The organism is Xanthobacter agilis (genome assembly GCF_021730435.1).
Taxonomy (GTDB): Bacteria; Pseudomonadota; Alphaproteobacteria; order Rhizobiales; family Xanthobacteraceae; genus Xanthobacter; species Xanthobacter agilis.
Genome location: NZ_JABWGX010000037.1, coordinates 15,151 through 34,944, shown reverse-complemented (window position 1 = coordinate 34,944; position 19,794 = coordinate 15,151). Strand labels below are relative to the sequence as shown.

The 19,794-nt window shown below is 67.0% G+C and carries 9 protein-coding genes; 5 read left to right on the top strand and 4 right to left on the bottom strand.

The window, feature by feature from the left end; all coding sequences use genetic code 11:
- Positions 1-200 precede the first annotated feature (200 nt).
- Entirely contained in the window at positions 201-2,978 is a 2,778-nt protein-coding gene (secA, locus tag HUW53_RS19980; protein WP_237347517.1) for a preprotein translocase subunit SecA, read from the bottom strand.
- 442 nt (positions 2,979-3,420) lie between these two features.
- Here secA and HUW53_RS19975 point away from each other — a divergent pair, with 442 nt between their 5' ends.
- The 5 genes from HUW53_RS19975 to HUW53_RS19955 all read left to right on the top strand — a co-directional run bounded on the left by HUW53_RS19975 (position 3,421) and on the right by HUW53_RS19955 (position 15,393).
- Positions 3,421-4,653: an efflux RND transporter periplasmic adaptor subunit gene (locus tag HUW53_RS19975; RefSeq protein WP_237347516.1), complete on the top strand. Its 1,233-nt coding sequence runs from the start codon at positions 3,421-3,423 to the stop codon at positions 4,651-4,653.
- A gap of 31 nt (positions 4,654-4,684) precedes the next feature.
- Positions 4,685-7,876, top strand: coding sequence for an efflux RND transporter permease subunit (locus tag HUW53_RS19970; protein ID WP_237347515.1), 3,192 nt, complete (start codon positions 4,685-4,687; stop codon positions 7,874-7,876).
- A gap of 154 nt (positions 7,877-8,030) precedes the next feature.
- A complete protein-coding gene (locus HUW53_RS19965) occupies positions 8,031-11,405 on the top strand; it encodes a transglutaminase family protein (RefSeq protein WP_237347514.1) in 3,375 nt (1,124 codons plus the stop codon).
- A 589-nt stretch (positions 11,406-11,994) separates the two neighbouring features.
- Positions 11,995-14,499, top strand: coding sequence for a circularly permuted type 2 ATP-grasp protein (locus tag HUW53_RS19960; RefSeq protein ID WP_307500585.1), 2,505 nt, complete (start codon positions 11,995-11,997; stop codon positions 14,497-14,499).
- A 9-nt stretch (positions 14,500-14,508) separates the two neighbouring features.
- Positions 14,509-15,393, top strand: a complete 885-nt coding sequence (locus HUW53_RS19955; protein ID WP_237347513.1) for a transglutaminase family protein — start codon at positions 14,509-14,511, stop codon at positions 15,391-15,393.
- A gap of 121 nt (positions 15,394-15,514) precedes the next feature.
- Here HUW53_RS19955 and HUW53_RS19950 read toward each other — a convergent pair whose 3' ends face one another.
- From HUW53_RS19950 to HUW53_RS19940, 3 genes are all read right to left on the bottom strand, one after another.
- Positions 15,515-17,086, bottom strand: a complete 1,572-nt coding sequence (locus HUW53_RS19950; RefSeq protein WP_237347512.1) for a malonate--CoA ligase — start codon at positions 17,084-17,086, stop codon at positions 15,515-15,517.
- 21 nt (positions 17,087-17,107) lie between these two features.
- Positions 17,108-18,478, bottom strand: a complete 1,371-nt coding sequence (locus HUW53_RS19945) for a malonyl-CoA decarboxylase (RefSeq protein ID WP_237347511.1) — start codon at positions 18,476-18,478, stop codon at positions 17,108-17,110.
- 158 nt (positions 18,479-18,636) lie between these two features.
- Positions 18,637-19,770, bottom strand: a complete 1,134-nt coding sequence (locus tag HUW53_RS19940) for a ribonucleotide-diphosphate reductase subunit beta (protein ID WP_237347510.1) — start codon at positions 19,768-19,770, stop codon at positions 18,637-18,639.
- Positions 19,771-19,794: the final 24 nt, after the last annotated feature.

Sequence of the window (19,794 nt, the reverse complement as noted above, 5' to 3'; positions counted from 1 at the left end):
GTCCGCGCACATTGCGGACGAGATCCGGCCCTTTGTTTATTTCGAGGAGCCCTGCCGAGGAGGCCTGACGCCGTGCCCGCGGCGCGGCGTCAGGAGCCGCGGCGATGGATCCGGGGGGCCGGCAGGGGCCGCGCGACGGCGCCCCTCCATGCGCTTCCACCCTCCCCGAGCCGGGGCGCGTGGAAGCGCCGGGCTTCGCCTCAGGCGAAGCGGCCGTGGCAGTGCTTGTACTTCTTGCCGGAACCGCAGGGGCACATCTCGTTGCGGCCGACCTTGCCCCAGGACGAGGGGTCGCGCGGATCGCGCTCTGCCACCGCGAGGTCGCCGGCGAGCAGCGGCTGCGGACGGCTGCCGATGGCGGCGGCAACCTCGGCCATCTCGTCGTCTCCGGTCACCGGATCGGCGTGGTGCGCCTCCATGACCGGCAGCTCTTCCTCCGGCGGCTGCGTGACGATCTCCACCCGCATGAGCTGGGCGGTGACCACCTCGCGCAGGCGGTTCAGCATGGCGGAGAACAGGTTGAAGGCTTCGGACTTGTATTCGTTGAGCGGATCGCGCTGAGCATAGCCGCGCAGGCCCACCACCTGCCGCAGGTGGTCGAGCATGGCGATATGCTCGCGCCACAGATGGTCGAGGGTCTGGAGAAGAATGGACTTCTCCACGTAGCGCATCAGCTCCGGTCCGTACTGGGCCGCCTTGGCGGCCATCCACGTGTCGGCGGCGCGGACGATGCGCTCGCTGACCTCGGGCCCGGCGATGCCCTCTTCCTTGGCCCAATCCTCCACCGGCAGGTCGAGGTTGACGGCCTCCAGCAGGGCCTGATGCAGGCCTGCGGTGTCCCATTGCTCGGGGTAGGCATTCTCGGGAATGTGCTTGGCCACGATCTCGGTGACGAGGGCATGGCGCATGTCCTCCACCGTGCCGGCCACATCCTCGTCGTTCATCAGCTCCAGGCGCTGCTCGAACACGACCTTGCGCTGGTCGTTCAGAACGTCGTCATACTTCAGGACGTTCTTGCGCATGTCGTAATTACGCGCTTCCACCTTTTGCTGGGCCTTTTCCAGGGCCTTGTTGATCCAGGGGTGGATGATGGCCTCGCCTTCCTTCAGGCCGAGCTTCTGCAGCATGCCGTCGAGCCGGTCGGACCCGAAGATGCGCATCAGGTCGTCTTCCAGGGAGAGGAAGAATTTGGAGTGGCCGGGATCGCCCTGGCGGCCGGAGCGGCCGCGCAACTGGTTATCGATGCGGCGGCTCTCGTGGCGCTCGGTGCCGAGCACGAACAGGCCGCCGGCCTTGAGGGCCACCTGCTTCAGTTCCTCCACCTCGGCGCGGATCCGGTCCGCCGCCGCCGAGCGCTCTGGGCCTTCAGGCAGCTCGCGCAATTCGTTCTCGATGCGCATGTCGGCCGAACCGCCGAGCTTGATGTCGGTGCCGCGCCCGGCCATGTTGGTGGCGATGGTGATGGCGCCCGGCACGCCGGCCTGGGAGACGATGTAGGCCTCTTGCTCGTGATAGCGGGCGTTCAGCACCGAGAACATCTTGCCGGACGTGTCGATGCCGGTGAGCGCCGCCGGGTCCGAGAAGTCGCGCTGCTCGAGGCCCGCCGTCTTGAGCAGTTCGGCGATGAGCTCGGACTTCTCGATGGAGGTGGTGCCGACCAGCACCGGCTGGCCGCGCTCGCCGCAATCCTTGATGAGCGCGATGATGGCCGCGTATTTCTCGCCGGCGGTGCGGTAGACCTCGTCGTCGTCGTCCACGCGGGCGATCGGCATGTTGGTGGGGATTTCCACCACGTCGAGCTTGTAGATGTCGGCGAACTCGGCCGCCTCGGTGGAGGCGGTGCCGGTCATGCCGGCAAGCTTCTGGTACAGGCGGAAATAATTCTGGAAGGTGATGGAGGCCAGCGTCTGGTTCTCGGGCTGCACCTGAACGTGCTCCTTGGCCTCCAGGGCCTGGTGCAGGCCCTCCGAATAGCGCCGGCCGGGCATCATGCGGCCGGTGAACTCGTCGATGATGACCACCTCGCCGTTGCGCACGATGTAGTCCTTGTCGCGCTGGAACAGCTTGTGGGCGCGCATGGCCTGGTTCACATGGTGGACCACCGACACGTTCTCGATGTCGTAGAGGCTCTCGGACTTGAGCACGCCCGCGTCCTTGAGCATCTGCTCCATCTTTTCCATGCCGGCCTCGGTCATGGTCACGGCGCGCTGCTTCTCGTCCACCTCATAGTCTTCCTTGGCGAGGCGGGGGATATACACGTCGATGGTGTTGTAAAAATCGGAGCGGTCGTCGAGCGGGCCGGAGATGATGAGCGGCGTGCGCGCCTCGTCGATGAGGATGGAATCCACCTCGTCCACGATGGCGAAGAAGTGCGGGCGCTGCACCATCTGCGCGCGCTCATACTTCATATTGTCGCGCAGGTAGTCGAAGCCGAGCTCGTTGTTGGTGGCGTAGGTGATGTCGCTGTGATAGGCGGCGTGCCGCTCGGCATCATCGAGCCCGTGGACGATGATGCCCGTGGACAGGCCCAGGAAGCCGTAGAGCTTGGCCATCCATTCGGCGTCGCGCTTGGCGAGGTAGTCGTTCACCGTCACCACATGCACGCCCTTGCCGGCCAGGGCATTGAGATAGACCGGCAGGGTGGCCATGAGGGTCTTGCCCTCGCCGGTCTTCATCTCGGCGATGCCGCCCTCGTGCAGGACCATGCCGCCGATCAGCTGCACATCGAACGGGCGCATGCCCAGCACGCGCTTCGCGGCCTCGCGGGCGGTGGCGAAGGCGGGAATCAGCAGGTCGTCGAGGGCCTTGCCGGCGGCGATCTGGTCGCGGAACTCGGCCGTGCGGGCGCGCAGCGCATCGTCGGAGAGGGCCTCCATCTCCTTTTCCAGGGCGGTGATGGCCTGGACCCGGGGCCGGTACGCCTTCACCCGGCGATCGTTTGCGGAGCCGAAGAGCTTGCGGGCAAGTCCACCTAACATGGTTGTTCTCTGTTCCGATCCGTCGGGTCTTTAAGGAGGGCGGAGACGGGCCGCCGGACCCTCCGGGAAATGGTGCGCCTTTGGACACCCCCAATGGGGCGTCAGCAAGTCGGACGGGGCCTCACGCGGGTGCCGCGACGATGCGCGCAGCCGCAACCCCTCCGCCTTTCGGCGGGTCAAATGCCACGCGGACACTTATGAACGGGTTGGGGCAATGTCAATGCGAGGCGGGGGTGTTCAGTCTCCGGAACGCGCAGGTTCCCGACGGGCGCGTGGGCACGCCTTTGGGGAAGGCGCTGCCGGGACCGCGCCGTTGCGGCCCGGTTCGGGGCGCGGCGCGCCCTCGGAAGGCGCCGCTGTCACAGAAGCGACCAATTCCTCGCATGGACACGTCACGACCGCATGCTTAGTATCCCGCCGTTCGAGTGACGGGGGATTTCGCATGGTGGGGGGTATTCGGGCGGCTGCATTGCTGCGGCGCACAGGCGTGGTGTGCTGCGCGGCCTTCCTTCTCGCGGCATGCGAGGAGAAGAACACCTATGTGGCTCCACCGCCCCCGACCGTGACGGTGGCAGAGGTCATCCAGCAACCGGTGACCACCTATCTGGAGCTCACCGGCAACACGGCGTCCATCAATTCGGTGGACCTGAACGCGCGTGTGCAGGGCTTCCTGACCTCGATCAACTATGCCGACGGTCAGGTGGTGAAGAAGGGCGACCTGCTGTTCGTCATCGAGCAGGACGTCTACAAGGCCGATGTCGCCCAGGCCAAGGCGACCCTGGCCGCCAAGCAGGCATCTCAGGTCCAGGCCGAGGCCGAGTTCAATCGGCAGAATCAGCTCGCCAAGCAGGACTTCGCCTCCCAGGCGACCCTCGACCAGGCCCGTGCCAAGCGTGACGGGGCGGTGGCGGACGTGCAGAACGCACAGGCCTCGCTGGACCTTGCCCTCATCAATCTCGGCTACACGGAAGTGCGCGCGCCGTTCGACGGCGTGGTCACCGCCCACCTTCAGGACGTGGGCGCGCTGGTGGGCTATTCCGGCCCGACCAAGCTCGCCACCATCGTCGAGGTGAACCCCATCTACGTCTGGTTCTCCCTGAGTGAGCAGCAGGTGCTCAACATCAAGGAGGGGATGGCCAAGGCCGGCCACCAGATGATGACCCTGCGCGAAAATCCGAGCGCGGTGCCGGTCGAGATCGGGCTGCAGACGGAAACCGGCTTCCCCCACCAGGGCAAGCTCGACTACATCGCGCCGCAGGTCGACCCGAACCTCGGCACCCTGACGGTGCGCGGCATTTTCGACAATTCGAAGCTGTCGCTGCTGCCCGGCCTGTTCGCACGGGTGCGGCTGCCGCTCGGCAAGGCGGTTCCCACCCTGCTGGTGCCGGATTCGATCATCAGCGAGAATCAGCTGGGCCCGTATGTGCTGACGGTGTCGGCGGACAACACGGTCTCCCAGGTGCAGATCAAGCAGGGCCAGCTTCAGCCTAATGGCCTGAGGGCCGTGGAAGGCGGGCTGAAGGAAGGGGATCGCGTCGTGGTCAACGGCATCCAGCGGGCCGTGCCCGGCTCGAAGGTGACCGTGGAGAAGGGCGCCATCACCGCCCCGGTGCAGCCGACCCCGGTCGAAGGCCAGAGCCCCGCGGTGCCCGTGCCCGCGGCTCCGAAGAACTGATCCGCCCCTCGAACGCCAGGACGCGGCGCCCATGATCTCGCGCTTTTTCATCGAGAGGCCGGTTCTTTCGAACGTGCTGGCCCTGGTTTTCGTGCTGATCGGCCTCGTGTCGCTCATCCGGCTGCCGGTGGCCCAGTATCCAAACATCGTGCCGCCCACGGTGTCGGTCACCACCAGCTATCCGGGCGCCTCGGCCAAGACGCTCATCGACACCGTGGCCTTGCCCATCGAGCAGCAGGTGAACGGCGTCGAGGGCATGCTCTACATGCAGTCCTGGTCGGCCTCCGACGGCAGCTACACGCTGGTCGTCACCTTCGCCATCGGCACCGATCCGAACATGGCGCAGGTGCTGGTGCAGAACCGGGTCAACATCGCCCTCGCCTCGCTCCCCCAGGCGGTGCAGGCCCAGGGCGTGACCATCCTGCAGAAGGGCACCTCCATCATGGAGTTCGTGACCCTCATCTCGCCGGATGGCCGCTATGACGGCCTGTATCTGAACAATTACGGCATCATCAACATCCAGAACGAGCTGGAGCGCGTGCCGGGTGTCGGCAACGTGGTCATCTTCGGCACCGGCACCTACGCGCTGCGCGTCTGGATGGACCCGGACAAGATGCAGGCGTTCGGCCTGACGCCGACCAACATCTCCAATGCCATCGAAAAGCAGAGCCAGCTCGTCACCCCGGGCCAGCTCGGCATTCCGCCGGCGCCCTCCAATGCCGCCTTCCAGTACACGGTGAACATCAAGGGCCGCCTCAACGATGCGGCGGACTATGAAAACATCATCGTGAAAGTCGACAATCAGGATGGCGGCCGCATCGTCCGCATCCGGGACATCGGGCGCGTGGAGCTGGGCGCGCAGAGCTATTCGCGCGATTTCACCCAGAACGGCAAGCCGGCCGCCGGCATCGGCATTTTCCAATTGCCCAATGCCAACGCGCTCGATGTGTCCGACCTGATCGCGAGCAAGATGGAGGAGCTGAAGAAGGGCTTCCCCGAAGGGCTCGAATACAGCATCCCGTTCAACACCACCTGGTTCGTGTCCGCCTCCATCGATGAGGTCTGGAAGACCTTGTTCGAGGCGGCGATCCTGGTGCTGGTGGTGATCTTGATGTTCCTCCAGGACTGGCGGGCAACGCTGGTTCCGGCGACCACGGTTCCGGTGACCATCATCGGCGCCTTCGCCGCCATGGACGCCATGGGCTTCACCATCAATATCTCCACGCTGTTCGCCATCATCCTGGCCATCGGCATCGTGGTGGACGACGCCATCGTGATCGTGGAAGGCGTGGCACGTCACATCGAGGAGGGGATGGAGGGCCAGCCGGCGGCCGAAAAGGCCATGGACGAGCTGTTCGGTCCCGTGGTCGGCATCACTTTGGTGCTGATGTCGGTGTTCCTGCCGGCGTCCTTCATTCCGGGCCTGTCGGGGCAGATGTTCAAGCAGTTCGCGCTCGTCATCGCCGCGACCGCCTTCATCTCGGCCATCAACGCCGCCACGCTGAAGCCCACCCAGTGCGCCCTGTGGCTGCGTAAGCCGGTTCCGCCGGAAAAGCGCAACATCGTCTATCGCGGCTTCAATGCCGTCTATGGTCGGGCGGAGCACTGGTATGCGGGCCTGATGTCCCGCATGGTGCATCATTCCGGGGCGATGGTTCTGGTTGCCCTCGCCCTCATCGGCGTGGCCGGCTACGGCATCACCCGTGTTCCGACCTCGTTCCTGCCGATCGAGGATCAGGGCTACTTCCTGGTGGCGGTGCAACTGCCCGACGGCGCCAACATGAACCGCACCAAGGTGGTGATGGGCGAGGTGTCGGAAAAGGTGCGCAAGGTGCCGGGGGTCCAGACCGCGCTCGCCATTTCGGGCATTTCGGTGATGGACAATTCCGCCACCCTCGCCAATGCGGGCGTGATCTATGTGACGCTCACGCCGTGGGATGAGCGTTATTCCGGCAAGGTCAAGGGTGAGGACCTGCTATCGCTTTACGAGAACCTCAATAAGGCGGTGGCGGATGTGCAGGAGGCGCAGGTGCTGATCCTGGTGCCGCCGGCCATTCAGGGCATCGGCAACGCCGCCGGCTTCACCATGCAGCCGCAGCTGCGCAACGGCAATTTCGACTACACCCTGCTGGCGCAGATCACCAACTCGATGGTGGAGAAGGCGCGGGCGCAATCGGCGCTGTCGCACGTGGCGACCTCGTTCCGCGCCGGGGCGCCGCAGCTTGAGGTCACGGTCAACCGCGTCATGGCGGAAACCCTGGGCGTGACGGTCGGCCAGGTGTTCGACACCATCTCGTCCTATCTCGGCTCGACCTACGTCAATCAGATCACCCGCTTCGGCAACGTCTTCCAGGTCTACGTGCAGGCGGACTCCCGCTTCCGCGTCACGCCGGCGGACCTGTTGGCCCTGAAGGTGCGCACGCCGCAGGGCACCATGGTGCCGATCGGCTCCATGGTGGAAGTGAAGACGACGCAGGGACCGCCCCTGATTTCGCTCTACAATCTCTATCCCTCGTCCACGGTCGTCGGCTCCAATGCGAAGGGCTTTTCCTCTGGGCAGGCGATGCAGCTGATGGAGCAGATCGCCGCCTCCACTCTGCCGCCGGCAACGGGGTTCGAGTGGACCGCCATGTCGTTCCAGGAAGAGGCGGTGGGCAATCAGATCTATTATGTGTTCGGCCTAGCCATCCTGCTCGTCTATTTCGTTCTGGCCGGGCAATATGAGAGCTGGATCCAGCCCATGTCGGTGATCCTGGCGGTGCCGCTGGCGCTGCTGGGAACCGTGGGCGCCCTGCTCAGCCTCGGGGTCTCGAACAATCTCTACACGCAGATCGGCCTCGTGCTCCTGATCGCGCTGGCGTCGAAAAACGCGATCCTGATCGTCGAGTATGCGCGCGAGAAACGGGCTGAGGGGATGGAGATCACGGATGCGGCGGTGGAGGCGGCGCGCCTGCGGTTCCGACCGATCCTGATGACCTCGTTCGCGTTCATCCTCGGCGTGCTGCCGCTGGTGTTCGCCACCGGGGCCGGCGCCAATTCCCGCAAGTCCATCGGCATCGCCGTGGTGTCGGGCATGCTGGCCTCGACCTGCCTCGCCGTCCTGTTCGTGCCGTCCTTCTTCACGGTGCTGCAGCGGTTCGAGGAGCGCGGCAAGAAAAAGAAGGTCGCGCCGCAGCGGCCGCCGGAAGAGCCGGCACCGCCGAGCGCGCCGGCATCTGCCTGAGCGCGGGCCGGATCGCATGCGAACCACGGCGGCATCTGCCTCAATGGGAGGCGGATGCCGCCGTAAAGTCGCGCTTCCGCCTCAGGACAGCCTTGTCTAACCTTGTCCCATCCACCCGAGGGCCGGACCGGCCCGCAGGACCAGGTGCTTCTTCATGTCCATTCTCGCGAGCCTGCATCACGTCACGAGCTATCGCTACGAGCGGCCGGTCGTGCTCGGCCCGCAGACCATCCGTCTGCGCCCCGCTCCCCATAGCCGGACTGAGATTCCCGCCTACGCGCTGAAGATTTCCCCGGCCCAGCATTTCATCAACTGGCAGCAGGACCCGTTCGGCAACTGGCTGGCGCGCATCGTCTTTCCCGAGAAGGTCGAGGAGTTCAAGGTCGAGGTCGACCTGTTGGCCAAGCTCGATGTCATCAATCCCTTCGACTTCTTCGTCGAGGATTATGCGGAGAACTTCCCGTTCATCTACGCTCCTGAGCTGAAGGCGGAACTCGCGCCCTATCTCGAACTGGAGCACGAGGGGGCGCTGTTCGAATCGTTCGTGGCGTCGATCTCGCGCGAGGAGCGGCGCATCGTCGACTTCCTGGTGGAGCTGAACCAGCTCCTTCAGAAGGAGATCGGCTACGTCATCCGCATGGAGCCGGGCGTGCAGACGCCCGACGAGACGCTGACGCGCAAGCTCGGCTCCTGCCGCGACACCGGCTGGCTGCTGGTGCAGGTGCTGCGCCATCTGGGCCTCGCCGCGCGATTCGTCTCCGGTTACCTGATCCAGTTGAAGCCGGACGTGAAGTCCCTGGACGGTCCCTCCGGCACCGACGTGGATTTCACCGACCTCCATGCCTGGTGCGAGGTCTATGTGCCCGGCGCCGGCTGGATCGGTCTCGACCCGACCTCGGGCCTGTTGTGCGGCGAGGGGCATATTCCGCTGGCGGCGACGCCCCATTACCGCTCCGCCGCGCCCATCACCGGCTATCTGATGGAGAAGTCGGAGGCCGAGTTCGGCTTCGAGATGAGCGTGGCCCGCGTGGCGGAGGCGCCGCGCGTCACCTATCCCTTCTCGGACGAAACCTGGGCGGCGCTCGACAGCCTCGGCAAGAAAGTGGACGAGGATCTGGCGGCCGGGGATGTGCGGCTCACCATGGGCGGCGAGCCGACCTTCGTCTCCATCGATGACTATCAGGCGCCGGAGTGGAACACCGAGGCGCTCGGGCCGCAGAAGCGCGTGCGCGCCGATGATCTCATCCGCCGCCTGCGCCGCCGCTTCTCGTCCGAGGGCGTGCTGCACTACGGCCAGGGCAAGTGGTATCCGGGCGAGCAACTGCCGCGCTGGTCGTTCGATCTGTTCTGGCGCAAGGACGGCCAGCCTATGTGGCGGCGCGAGGACCTGATTGCCGACGAGACGACCGATTATGGGGTGGGGCCGGCGGATGCCGAGCGCTTCATCAAGGCGGTGGCCGAGAAGCTGAAGGTGGGCCCGCAGTTCGTGCAGCCGGCCTTCGAGGACAATATCTATTACCTGTGGAAGGAGCAGTGCCTTCCCGAGAACATCACCCCCGGCGACGAGCGCATGGCCGACGCGGCGCAGCGCCGCATGCTGGCCCGCACCTTCAACCAGGGGCTTGCCAATCCCACCGGTTCGGTGCTGCCGCTGCGGCGGGCGGAGACGCCCGAGGGGACGGTCTGGGCTTCGGAGGCCTGGACCTTCCGCCGCGAATTCCTGTTCCTGATCCCGGGCGAGAGCCCGATGGGCTACCGCCTGCCGCTCGATTCCCTCCAATATCTCGCGCCGACCCGCTATCCGCACATCGCGCCCATGGACCCGTTCGAGCCGCGCGGGCCGCTGCCGGATGCGGACGCGCTGGCGGATCGCTATCGCGGCACCAGCCCCGACGGCCGCGAGCGCTATTCGGTGGCACCGCGCACGGAGGCCTATGGTGTCGGAGAGCGCGCCCAGGCCCTGGTGCAGGAATATTTGCTGAAGCACGATCAGCAGATCGACGCGGCGGACACCCGCACCGCCTTGTGCGTGGAGCCGCGCGGCGGCCGCCTGTGCGTGTTCCTGCCGCCGCTCGACACCCTCGAGGATTATTTGGACCTCATCGCCGCCATCGAGCAGGTGGCGATCGAGCTGAACACGCCGCTGCACCTCGAAGGCTATCCGCCGCCGTTCGATTATCGCCTGAACCTGATCCGCCTGTCGCCCGATCCCGGCGTGCTGGAAGTGAACATCCACCCGTCCGCGTCGTGGGACGGCTGCGTGGACGTCACCCGCATCCTGTATGAGGAAGCGCGGCTGGCGCGGCTCGGTACCGAGAAGTTCATGGTGGACGGGCGCCACACCGGAACCGGCGGCGGCAACCATGTGGTGGTGGGCGGCACCACCCCGGCCGACAGCCCGTTCCTGCGCCGGCCCGACCTGCTGAAAAGCCTGTTGCTGTATTGGCAGCGCCATCCCTCGCTGTCCTACATGTTCTCGGGGCTGTTCATCGGGCCGACCTCGCAGCATCCGCGCATCGACGAGGCGCGGCACGACAGCCTGTACGAGTTCGAGATCGCCCTTTCCAAGATCCCGCTGCCGGGCGGCGAACTGCCGCCGCCGCCGTGGCTGGTGGACCGGCTGCTGCGCAACATCCTGGTGGACGTGACCGGCAACACCCATCGCACGGAAATTTCCATCGATAAGTTCTATTCGCCGGACGGTCCCACCGGTCGGCTGGGGTTGGTGGAGTTCCGCTGCTTCGAGATGCCGCCGGACTGGCGCATGAGCCTTGCCCAGCAATTGTTGCTGCGGGCGCTCATCGCCCGCCTGTGGCGGGCGCCGGTGCAGGGCCATGCGACCCGCTGGGGCACCATCCTCAACGATCGCTTCATGCTGCCCCACTATGTGTGGCAGGACTTCCTGGACGTGCTGGATGACCTCGGCGCGGCCGGCTACGCCTTCGATCCGGAGTGGTTCAAGGCGCAGTACGAGTTCCGGTTCCCCGCGTTCGGCAAGACGCAGCGGGCCGGCGTGGACCTGGAAATCCGCCAGGCGCTCGAATGCTGGCATGTGCTGGGCGAGGAAGGGGTCATCGGCGGCACCGCCCGCTATGTGGACTCGTCGGTGGAGCGTCTGCAGGTGACGGTGGAGGGCTTCAATCCCTCGCGCCATATCCTCACCTGCAACGGTCGCCGGGTTCCGGTGGCGCCCACCGGGCGCAACGGCACCTTCGTCGCCGGGGTGCGCTACAAGGCCTGGCAACCCTGGTCCGGGCTGCACCCGACCGTTCCGGTCCACTCGCCGCTGACGTTCGACATCGTTGACACCTGGAGCCAGCGGTCGCGCGGGGGATGCGTCTATTACGTGTCCCATCCGGGCGGGCGCAGCTACGACACGTTCCCGGTCAATTCCTACGAGGCGGAGGCGCGCCGCCTCGCCCGCTTCCAGGATTACGGGCATACGCCGGGCGTCACCCATGTCCCCGCCGAGACGGCGCCGGACGAGTTCCCCACGACCCTTGATCTGCGGCGGCCGATCGGGGTGTGAGGCGCGGGGCTCAGCGCGCGCCGCTCCCGTGGGGGCGGTGCGTGCCGCACGGGCGTGGGGGTCCCGGCTCGGCCCGGGGCTTCGCCTGCCGGGGAGCTGTGGCGCGTGGTGCGAAGTCAGGACCAGGCGCGGCGCGCCAAAGGGTATCGTGCGCCAACTGACATTGTGCGCCGCCGCGCGTGCTCCTTCGGCGCGACTGCGGGATGGTCGCGGGCGGGGGCGCCTGGGGCAGCCGGGGCGCGTCGCTGTCGCGAAGGGCAGGGGCGCGGACTTGGGGACGCTTTTGCGGTCCTGTCATCTTTGGATGTCATAGGGCGTCATCCGGCGCGGCCGGGGCGGGTGCGGGCGCGCCATGGGAACAAGGCGCACAGCTTGCGCCAACGGCTTGGGCGTGGTGCGTTTCGGGCTGCATGGGCCAGTTGGAGCCATGGTCCGGTTACGCGCCGGGGGACGGCGGGACGGTTGCGGCGCGGATGATGCATCCGGCGCCAAGTCTGTCATAATGCAAGTCTGTCATGATGAAGGACCCCACTAGGGGACCATGGGGTGACCATGGGGCGAGGTGGCGGTCGTGGGAAAAGGGGGCTTCGTGTCGGGTGCGGACCAACGCAGCGAGGTTTTCGAGAAAGCTGCGGCCGAGAGCCTGCTCGGCGGGTACCGCACCTTGCCGGGGGTCCGCGACGAGATGCTGGATGCCGACGGGCGTCCACGGCCCCACTGGGTGCCGTTTTTGGCGGCGCTGGCCGGGATGGGGCCCGAGGAACTGCGCCGCCGATTCGGCTCGGCCGACCGTTACCTGCGCGATTCGGGGGTCTTCTACCGGGTCTATGACGATGCCGGCGGCGGTGAGCGCCCCTGGTCGCTGAGCCATGTGCCGCTGCTCATCGAGCAGTCCGATTGGACGGCCCTTTCCTCCGGTCTCATCCAGCGCGCCGAGCTGCTGGAAGCCGTGCTTCAGGATCTCTATGGCCCGGCGCGTCTGGTGGCCGATGGCGACCTGCCAGCGGCGGCTGTGGCGGGCAGCGACGAGTTCCTGCGGCCGCTGGTGGGGGTGAAGCCGGCGGGCGGGCGTTACCTGCGCCTCTATGCGGCCGATGTGGGCCGTGGTCCCGATGGCCGCTGGTGGGTGCTGGCGGACCGCGCCCAGGCCCCTTCCGGCACCGGCTACGCGCTGGAAAACCGCCTCGCCATGACCCGCGCCCTGCCGGACGTGTCGCGCGCGCTGCACATGCAGCGGGTGGCGGGCTTCTTTCAGGCGCTGCGCACCTCGCTGATGAAACTGGACCGGACCGGGGAAGGCCGCATTGGCCTGCTCACGCCTGGCCCCCTGAACGAGACCTATTTCGAGCACGCGTTGCTGGCGCGCTACCTCGGTTTCCTATTGGTGGAGGGCGAGGATCTCACGGTGCGCGGCGACCGGGTGAATGTGCGCACGGTGGCGGGGCTGCGGCGGATCGATGTGCTGCTGCGCCGGCTCGATGCCGATTTTGCCGATCCGCTGGAATTGAACGCCCGTTCGCATCTTGGCGTGCCGGGCCTGGTGCAGGCGCTTCGGGAGGGGGGCGTGGCCCTGGCCAACGCCCTTGGCAGCGGCCTTGTGGAGGCGCCGGTTCTGCTCGCCTTCCTGCCGCGCATCGCCATGCGGCTGCTGGGCACGCCTCTGAAGCTGCCCCATGTGGGCACCTGGTGGTGCGGGCAGGACGCGGAGCGCGCCCAGGTGATGGAGCATCTGGACGAGCTTGTCATCAGCTCCGCGTTCGGGCGGCCGGTGCCGGTGCTGCCCTCCGGCGGCTCGGTGCTGGGGGCGGACCTGAGCGCGGCGGAACGACGGCGGCTCTCCACCCTCCTGGCCCGGCGCGGGGTGGAACTGGTGGGGCAGGACATTGCCCGCCTCTCCACGACGCCGGTGTGGACCGGCGAGCGGCTGACGCCGCGCCCGTTCATGCTGCGCGTGTTTCTCGCCGCCACCGACAAGGGGTGGGTGGTGATGCCCGGCGGCTTCTGCCGCATCTCTTCGACGCCCGATGCCCGCGCCATCTCCCTGCAGAAGGGCGACCGTTCCGCCGACGTCTGGGTGCTCGCCGACCACGCCGTGGCCGATGCCAGCCTGTTGCCGAGCCCCGACAATGTGAAGGTGCGCCGGTCCTCGGGCACGCTGCCGAGCCGGGCGGCCGACAATCTGTTCTGGCTCGGCCGCTATGTGGAGCGGGCGGAGGCGACGCTGCGCCTGTCCCGCGTGCTGGTGGGCCGCCTTGCCGAGACCGGCGACAGCGGCACCAGCCCTCTGGTCTCGCGGCTGCTGGGTTTGCTGGGCGCCTGGGGGGCGATGCCGCGCGACCTCGCCCGCGCCACGCCCGCCCGCTACGCGGTGGCGGTGCTGACGCGGCGCGATGTGCCCGGCGCGCTGCCGCAACTGGTGCTGGCGGCTCGGGCGGCGGCCTCGGTCATCCGCGACCGGTTCTCGCCCGATGCCTGGAAGGCGCTGGTGGATCTCGAAACCTGCGTGATGGCGCCGATCAATGCCGCGCCCTCGGAGGCGGATGCCCACGAGCGGGCGGATGCGGCGCTGCGCATCATCGCCGCCTTCTCGGGCCTCGCCAGCGAGAACATGAACCGGCTCACCGGCTGGCGCTTCCTGGAGCTGGGGCGGCGGGCCGAGCGGGCCATCAGCACCCTGCGCTTCGCCCGCACTTTCGGCGAGCATGGCGTGCCCGGCTCGCTCGACGCCCTGTTGCAGGTGGCCGATAGCCAGATCACCTATCGCAGCCGCTATGTGATGATGGAAGCGCGGGGCCCGGTGCTGGATCTGGTGCTGCTTGATCCGGACAATCCGCGCTCGGTGGCGTTCCAGGTGGATCGCATGGGCGACCATCTGCGGGTGCTGCCCGGTCGCGACCATGACGCGCCGCCGCCCTTGTGGGAGCGCCTTGTCGCGCGGATGCGGGCGGAGCTGGCCGCCGCCACCGCCGAGAGCTTCGCCCCAGCCTGGTTCGACGAGATGGAGAAGGTGCTGATGCGGCTGTCGGACGAGATCGCGGCCCATTATTTCCTGCAGGGTCATTCGCCCGAAATGACCATGACCCTGGTGATGTGAGGCGGCGGCATGCTCTACGACATCCGCCAGACCACCTCTTATTCCTACGCGGTGCCGGTGCGGGTGGCGCGGCAGGTGCTGCGCATGACGCCCATGGACCGCCCCGGCCACCAGCACGTCATCGCCCATGTGCTCGACCTTTCGCCGGAAGCGGCCGAGCTGGAGCGGGGCACCGACTTCTTCGGCAATGGGCTCACTTGGCTGACCCTGGACCAACCCCACGACTATCTGCAGATTTCCACCCGCAGCCGGGTGGATGTGAACGCGACCCCGCTGCCCGAGGTTTCAGCCACCCCAAGCGTGGATGATGTGCGGGCCGCGGCGGCGGGCGCCTTTGATCTCGGTCCCCGCTCGCCGGTGCATGGCCTGTTTCCCAGCCGCGCCATTCCCGTGGATGCGGCCATCACCGAATGGACCAGCGCAAGCTGTCCCGGCGACCGGCCGATCCTGGAGGCGGGGCTGGAGCTGATGCACCGCATCAAGGACGATTTCACCTATGAGCCGGGCTCGACCATCGTCACCACCACCCCACACGAGGCGTTCGTCGCGCGGCGCGGGGTGTGCCAGGATTTCGCGCAGGTGATGATCGCCGGCCTGCGCGGGCTCGGGCTGCCGGCGCGCTATGTGTCGGGCTATCTACGCACGGTGCCGCCGGAGGGGCAGGCTCGTCTTGAGGGCGCGGATGCCACCCACGCATGGCTCGAAATCTGGTGCGGCGCGGAGGCGGGATGGATCGGGCTTGATCCCACCAATGCCATTCCGGCGGGCGACGACCACATCATCCTCGCCGTGGGTCGCGACTATGCGGACGTGGCCCCGGTGGACGGGGTCATCGTCTCGTCCGGGGATCACCTCCTGTCGGTGGGCGTGGATGTGATCCCGGTGGAGCGTTAGAGCATTTTCAAGCGAGGTGGATTGCGGCTCGCGTGAAGAAAATGGGCCGATGCAAAACCTGAGAGCGACTGACGCGAGCCGGTGCGAACGGAAGACGTTCTAGGCCCGGCTGGCGCCGGGATCAGGCGACGCCATAGGTCCCCCGATAGGTGTCGCGCAGCACGTTCTTTTGCACTTTGCCCATGGTGTTGCGCGGCAGCTCGGCGACGAAGAACACCGTCTTCGGTTGCTTGAACTTGGCGAGCCGCTCGGCCAGCGCGCCATGGATGTCGGCCTCGGTGAGGCGCACGCCCGCCTTCAGCACCACGACCGCGGTGACGCCTTCGCCGAAATCGGGGTGGGGCACGCCGATGACGGCGCTTTCCAGCACGCCGGGGATGGCGTCGATCTCGCTTTCCACTTCCTTGGGATAGACGTTGAAGCCGCCGGTGATGACGAGATCCTTGCCGCGCCCGACGATGCTGACATAGCCCTGGCGATCGATCTTGCCGAGGTCGCCGGTGATGAAGAAGCCGTCGCGAAACTCGCTGGCGGTCTTCTCCGGCATGCGCCAATAGCCCTTGAACACGTTGGGGCCCTTCACCTCGATCATGCCGATCTCGTCGGGTCCGAGCACGCGGGCGCTGTCGGGATCGGTCACGCGCAGCGTGACGCCGGGCAGGGGCAGGCCCACCGTGCCGGCGATGCGCGCGCCGTCATAGGGGTTCGAGGTGTTCATGTTGGTTTCGGTCATGCCGTACCGCTCGAGGATGGCATGACCGGTGCGCTCCTGAAACGCGCGATGGGTTTCCGCCAGCAGCGGCGCCGAGCCGGAGACGAACAGGCGCATGTTCCGCGTCGTCTCGCGGGTGAGGCCGTCTTGGTCGAGCAGGCGGGTGTAGAAGGTGGGCACCCCCATGAGGCAGGTGGCCTTCGCCATCAGGGCGAGCACTTCAGCCGCGTCGAACTTCGGCAGGAAGATCATGGACGCGCCGGCCAGCAGGATGATGTTGGACGCCACGAACAGCCCGTGGGTGTGGAAGATGGGCAAAGCGTGGATCAGCACGTCGGCGCCCGTGAAGCGCCAATGGTCCTTCAGCACCAGGGCATTGGAGAGCAGGTTGCCGTGGCTGAGCATGGCCCCCTTGGCCCGCCCCGTGGTGCCCGAGGTGTAGAGAATCGCCGCCAGGTCGTCGGGCCCGCGCGCCACGTCCTCGAAGGCATCCGGCAGGGCGGCGGCGGCATCGGTGAGGGTGCCCGCGCCCTCGCTCCCCAGGGTCTCGACCACCGGCACCTTCACCGTGTCGGCAAGCGCGCGCGCCGCGGCGAGGATCTCCGGCCGGCAGACGAACAGGGCCGGCTCGGCATCGGAGAGGAAATACGCCACCTCCACCAGCGTGTAGGCGGTGTTGAGCGGAAGATAGACCGCGCCCGCGCGCACCGTCGCCAGATACAGCGCCAGCGCCGGCCAGGATTTTTCCACCTGCACCGCCACCCGGTCTCCCGGCCTCACCCCCCGCGCCACCAGGAGGTTGGCGAGCCGCCCGGAGAGGGCGAGGGCCTCGGCGTAGCTCTCGGCGCGGCCATCGGCATGGATGACGAGGGCTTTATCCGGCGCGGGCATGGCCGCGCGAATGGCTCCAAAGAGGGCGTTGGCGTGAGTCTGGTCTTGGCTCAGGTCTTGGCTCAGGTTTTGGCTCTGGTCTTGGCTCATGGCGTTTCCAATGGTCTTGCTTCAGCTTGCCGGCACCAGCGCGCGGGCGGAATGCTCGCCCCGCAGCAGCTTCTTCACCGCCGAGCTCGCCACCACGTCGCCCTTGCCCAAGAAGGCTTCGTGGTTCTTCTCGATGTCGGTGAGCACATAGCGGTAGTTCACCATGAGCCCGGCCGCCTGGGCGATGCCCTTGGCCGAGAGGTCGCCCATGGCGTTGATGCGCTCCAGCCGGGCGCCATTGCCCAGATGGAAGCGCGCCACCGGGTCGAGCGGGCGTCCCTTGGCCGAGCGGGCGACCAGGAAATAATAGGCGGCGGTGGCCTGCAGCACCGGGGTGATGGTGTCGCGCGCTTCGTCCTTCTGCGGCCATTCGGGATCGTCCAGGAGCTTCAGGGTCTCCAGGTCCGCCGCCGACAGCACCGCCGACGACCCGCTGGCGCGCTCCGCCTCCAGCCATTTGCCGAAGGCCGGCGCCGGGGACAGGGTGACGAAGGTGGTCAGGTTCGGCAGTTCGCGGGAAATCTCCTCCACCACCTGCTTGATGAGGAAATTGCCGAACGACACCCCCGACAGGCCACGCTGGCAATTGGAGATGGAATAGAACACCGCGGTGGTGGCCTTGGCGGGGTCGAGGTGTTGCCGCTGTTGGTCGAGGATGGGGGCGATGGCGCCGGGAATCTCCTTTTCCAGCGCCACTTCCACGAAGATCAGGGGCTCGTCCACGAGGGCGGGGTGGAAGAAGGCGTAGCAATGCCGGTCGGGGCTGTCGACGCGGGCGCGCAGATCGTTCCAATCGCGGATCTCGTGCACCGCCTCATAGCGGATGATCTTTTCCAGCACGTTGGCGGGCGTGGCCCAGTCGATACGGCGCAGCACCAGGAACCCCCGATTGAACCAGGTCGAGAACAGGTGGCCGAAGTCCCGGTCCACGGCCGAAAGGTCGCGCCGGTGCACCAGCGCGTCCATGAGATTTTCCCGCATGCGCACCAGCGACAAGGTGGCGCCCTGCGCCATGTTGAAACGGCGAAACAGCTCCAGCCGGCGCGGCTCGCTGGCCGCGTGCAGTTCGGCGGCGGCGGCATCCGATTCGGTGCGGCCGTAGGCTTCGATGGCGGCTGCGAGCCGGGCGCGATCCACCCCGAAGGTTTGCGCCAGGGCCTCGAAGAAGGCAATGCGCTCGCCGGTCTTCATGCGGCCGTAGCGGTCGAGGATGTCGGTGGCCAGAGCGACGCCGGAGGCCTCGCCCTTGCCGGAAAGCAGCTCCTCGCAGCGTTCCACCAGGGTTGCCGCCTTGGTGGCGCCGCTGACCCGGCTGGAACGCTCCAGCAACGCGCGGCCACGCTCCGCGATGGAGCCGAGCAGGTCGCCGAAAAAGGAGGTGTTGGAACTCATGGCCTCTTAATCCCCCCGGACCGGTCTGAACGGATCTCGCCATGGGACAGGCGCCGCGCGCCGATGGCAAGGGGGGCGCGCGCATTCCATCGGGACGGGGCGGCGCCGCCACCGCGGGGGCGTGGGCGCGCCTCACGCGGGCCGGAGCCGTTGTCGCCTCAATCCCAGGCCAGTGCGCCGCCGTTCTGGTATTCGATGACGCGGGTTTCGAAGAAGTTCTTCTCCTTCTTCAGGTCCATGGCCTCGCTCATCCAAGGAAACGGATTCTCGGCTTCCGCGAACACCGGGGCAAGGCCGAGTTGGGCGCAGCGGCGGTTGGTGATGACGTGCATGTATTGTTCGCACAGCGCCGCGTTCAACCCGAGGAAGCCGCGCGGCATGGTGTCCCGCCCATAGGCGGCCTCGAGCGCGGCCGCCTCTTTCAGCATGCCGCGCACCTCCTCCTGAAATTGCGTCGTCCACAGATGCGGGTTTTCGTGCCGGATCTGGTTGATGACGTCGATGCCGAAGTTCAGGTGGATACTCTCATCGCGCAGGATGTACTGGTATTGCTCGGCGATGCCGACCATCTTGTTGCGCCGGCCGAGCGAGAGGATCTGCGCGAAGCCGGTGTAGAACCACATGCCCTCGAACACGACGTAGAAGGCGACGAGATCACGCAGGAACTGCTGGTCCGCCGCCGGCGTCCCGGTCCGGAACGCCGGGTCGCTCAGGCTCTGGGTGTGGGCCAGCGCCCAGGCCGCCTTGTCGGTGATGGAGGGCACTTCCCGATACATGTTGAACAGCTCGCCCTCGTCGAGGCCCAGGCTTTCCACGATGTATTGAAAGGTGTGCGTATGCACCGCCTCCTCGAACGCCTGTCGCAAAAGATATTGCCGGCATTCGGGATTGGTGAGGTGGCGGTAGATGGCCAGCACGATGTTGTTGGCGACGAGGCTTTCGGAGGCGGCGAAGAAGCCGAGATTGCGCTTGATGGCGTGTCGCTCGTCCGCGCTGAGGCCATCGCGCGACTTCCACAAAGCGATATCGGCCTGCATGGAGACCTCGGTCGGCATCCAATGGTTGTTGCAGGCGGAGAGATACTTTTCCCAGGCCCAGTTGTACTTGAGTGGCAGGAGCTGATTGACGTCGGCGCGGCAGTTGATCATCCGCTTCTCGTCAACGCTCACGCGTCCGCCGGAGCGGTCGATGGCGCCAAGTCCCGTGGTGTCTCCGGCGGCGTTTCCGAACGGCGGCGCGGCGGGCCGGCGGGTGGGGACGGCCGGTGGGGTGGGGTCTGACCAGTCGAGCATGGTGATGAGTCCTTGGTTCCGGCT

Coding starts and splice junctions, on each gene's coding strand:
- HUW53_RS19940 (WP_237347510.1), bottom strand. CDS start 19,770: ATGCTCGACTGGTCAGACCCCACCCCACCGGCCGTCCCCACCCGCCGG.
- HUW53_RS19965 (WP_237347514.1), top strand. CDS start 8,031: ATGTCCATTCTCGCGAGCCTGCATCACGTCACGAGCTATCGCTACGAG.
- HUW53_RS19955 (WP_237347513.1), top strand. CDS start 14,509: ATGCTCTACGACATCCGCCAGACCACCTCTTATTCCTACGCGGTGCCG.
- HUW53_RS19950 (WP_237347512.1), bottom strand. CDS start 17,086: ATGAGCCAAGACCAGAGCCAAAACCTGAGCCAAGACCTGAGCCAAGAC.
- HUW53_RS19945 (WP_237347511.1), bottom strand. CDS start 18,478: ATGAGTTCCAACACCTCCTTTTTCGGCGACCTGCTCGGCTCCATCGCG.
- HUW53_RS19975 (WP_237347516.1), top strand. CDS start 3,421: ATGGTGGGGGGTATTCGGGCGGCTGCATTGCTGCGGCGCACAGGCGTG.
- secA (WP_237347517.1), bottom strand. CDS start 2,978: ATGTTAGGTGGACTTGCCCGCAAGCTCTTCGGCTCCGCAAACGATCGC.
- HUW53_RS19970 (WP_237347515.1), top strand. CDS start 4,685: ATGATCTCGCGCTTTTTCATCGAGAGGCCGGTTCTTTCGAACGTGCTG.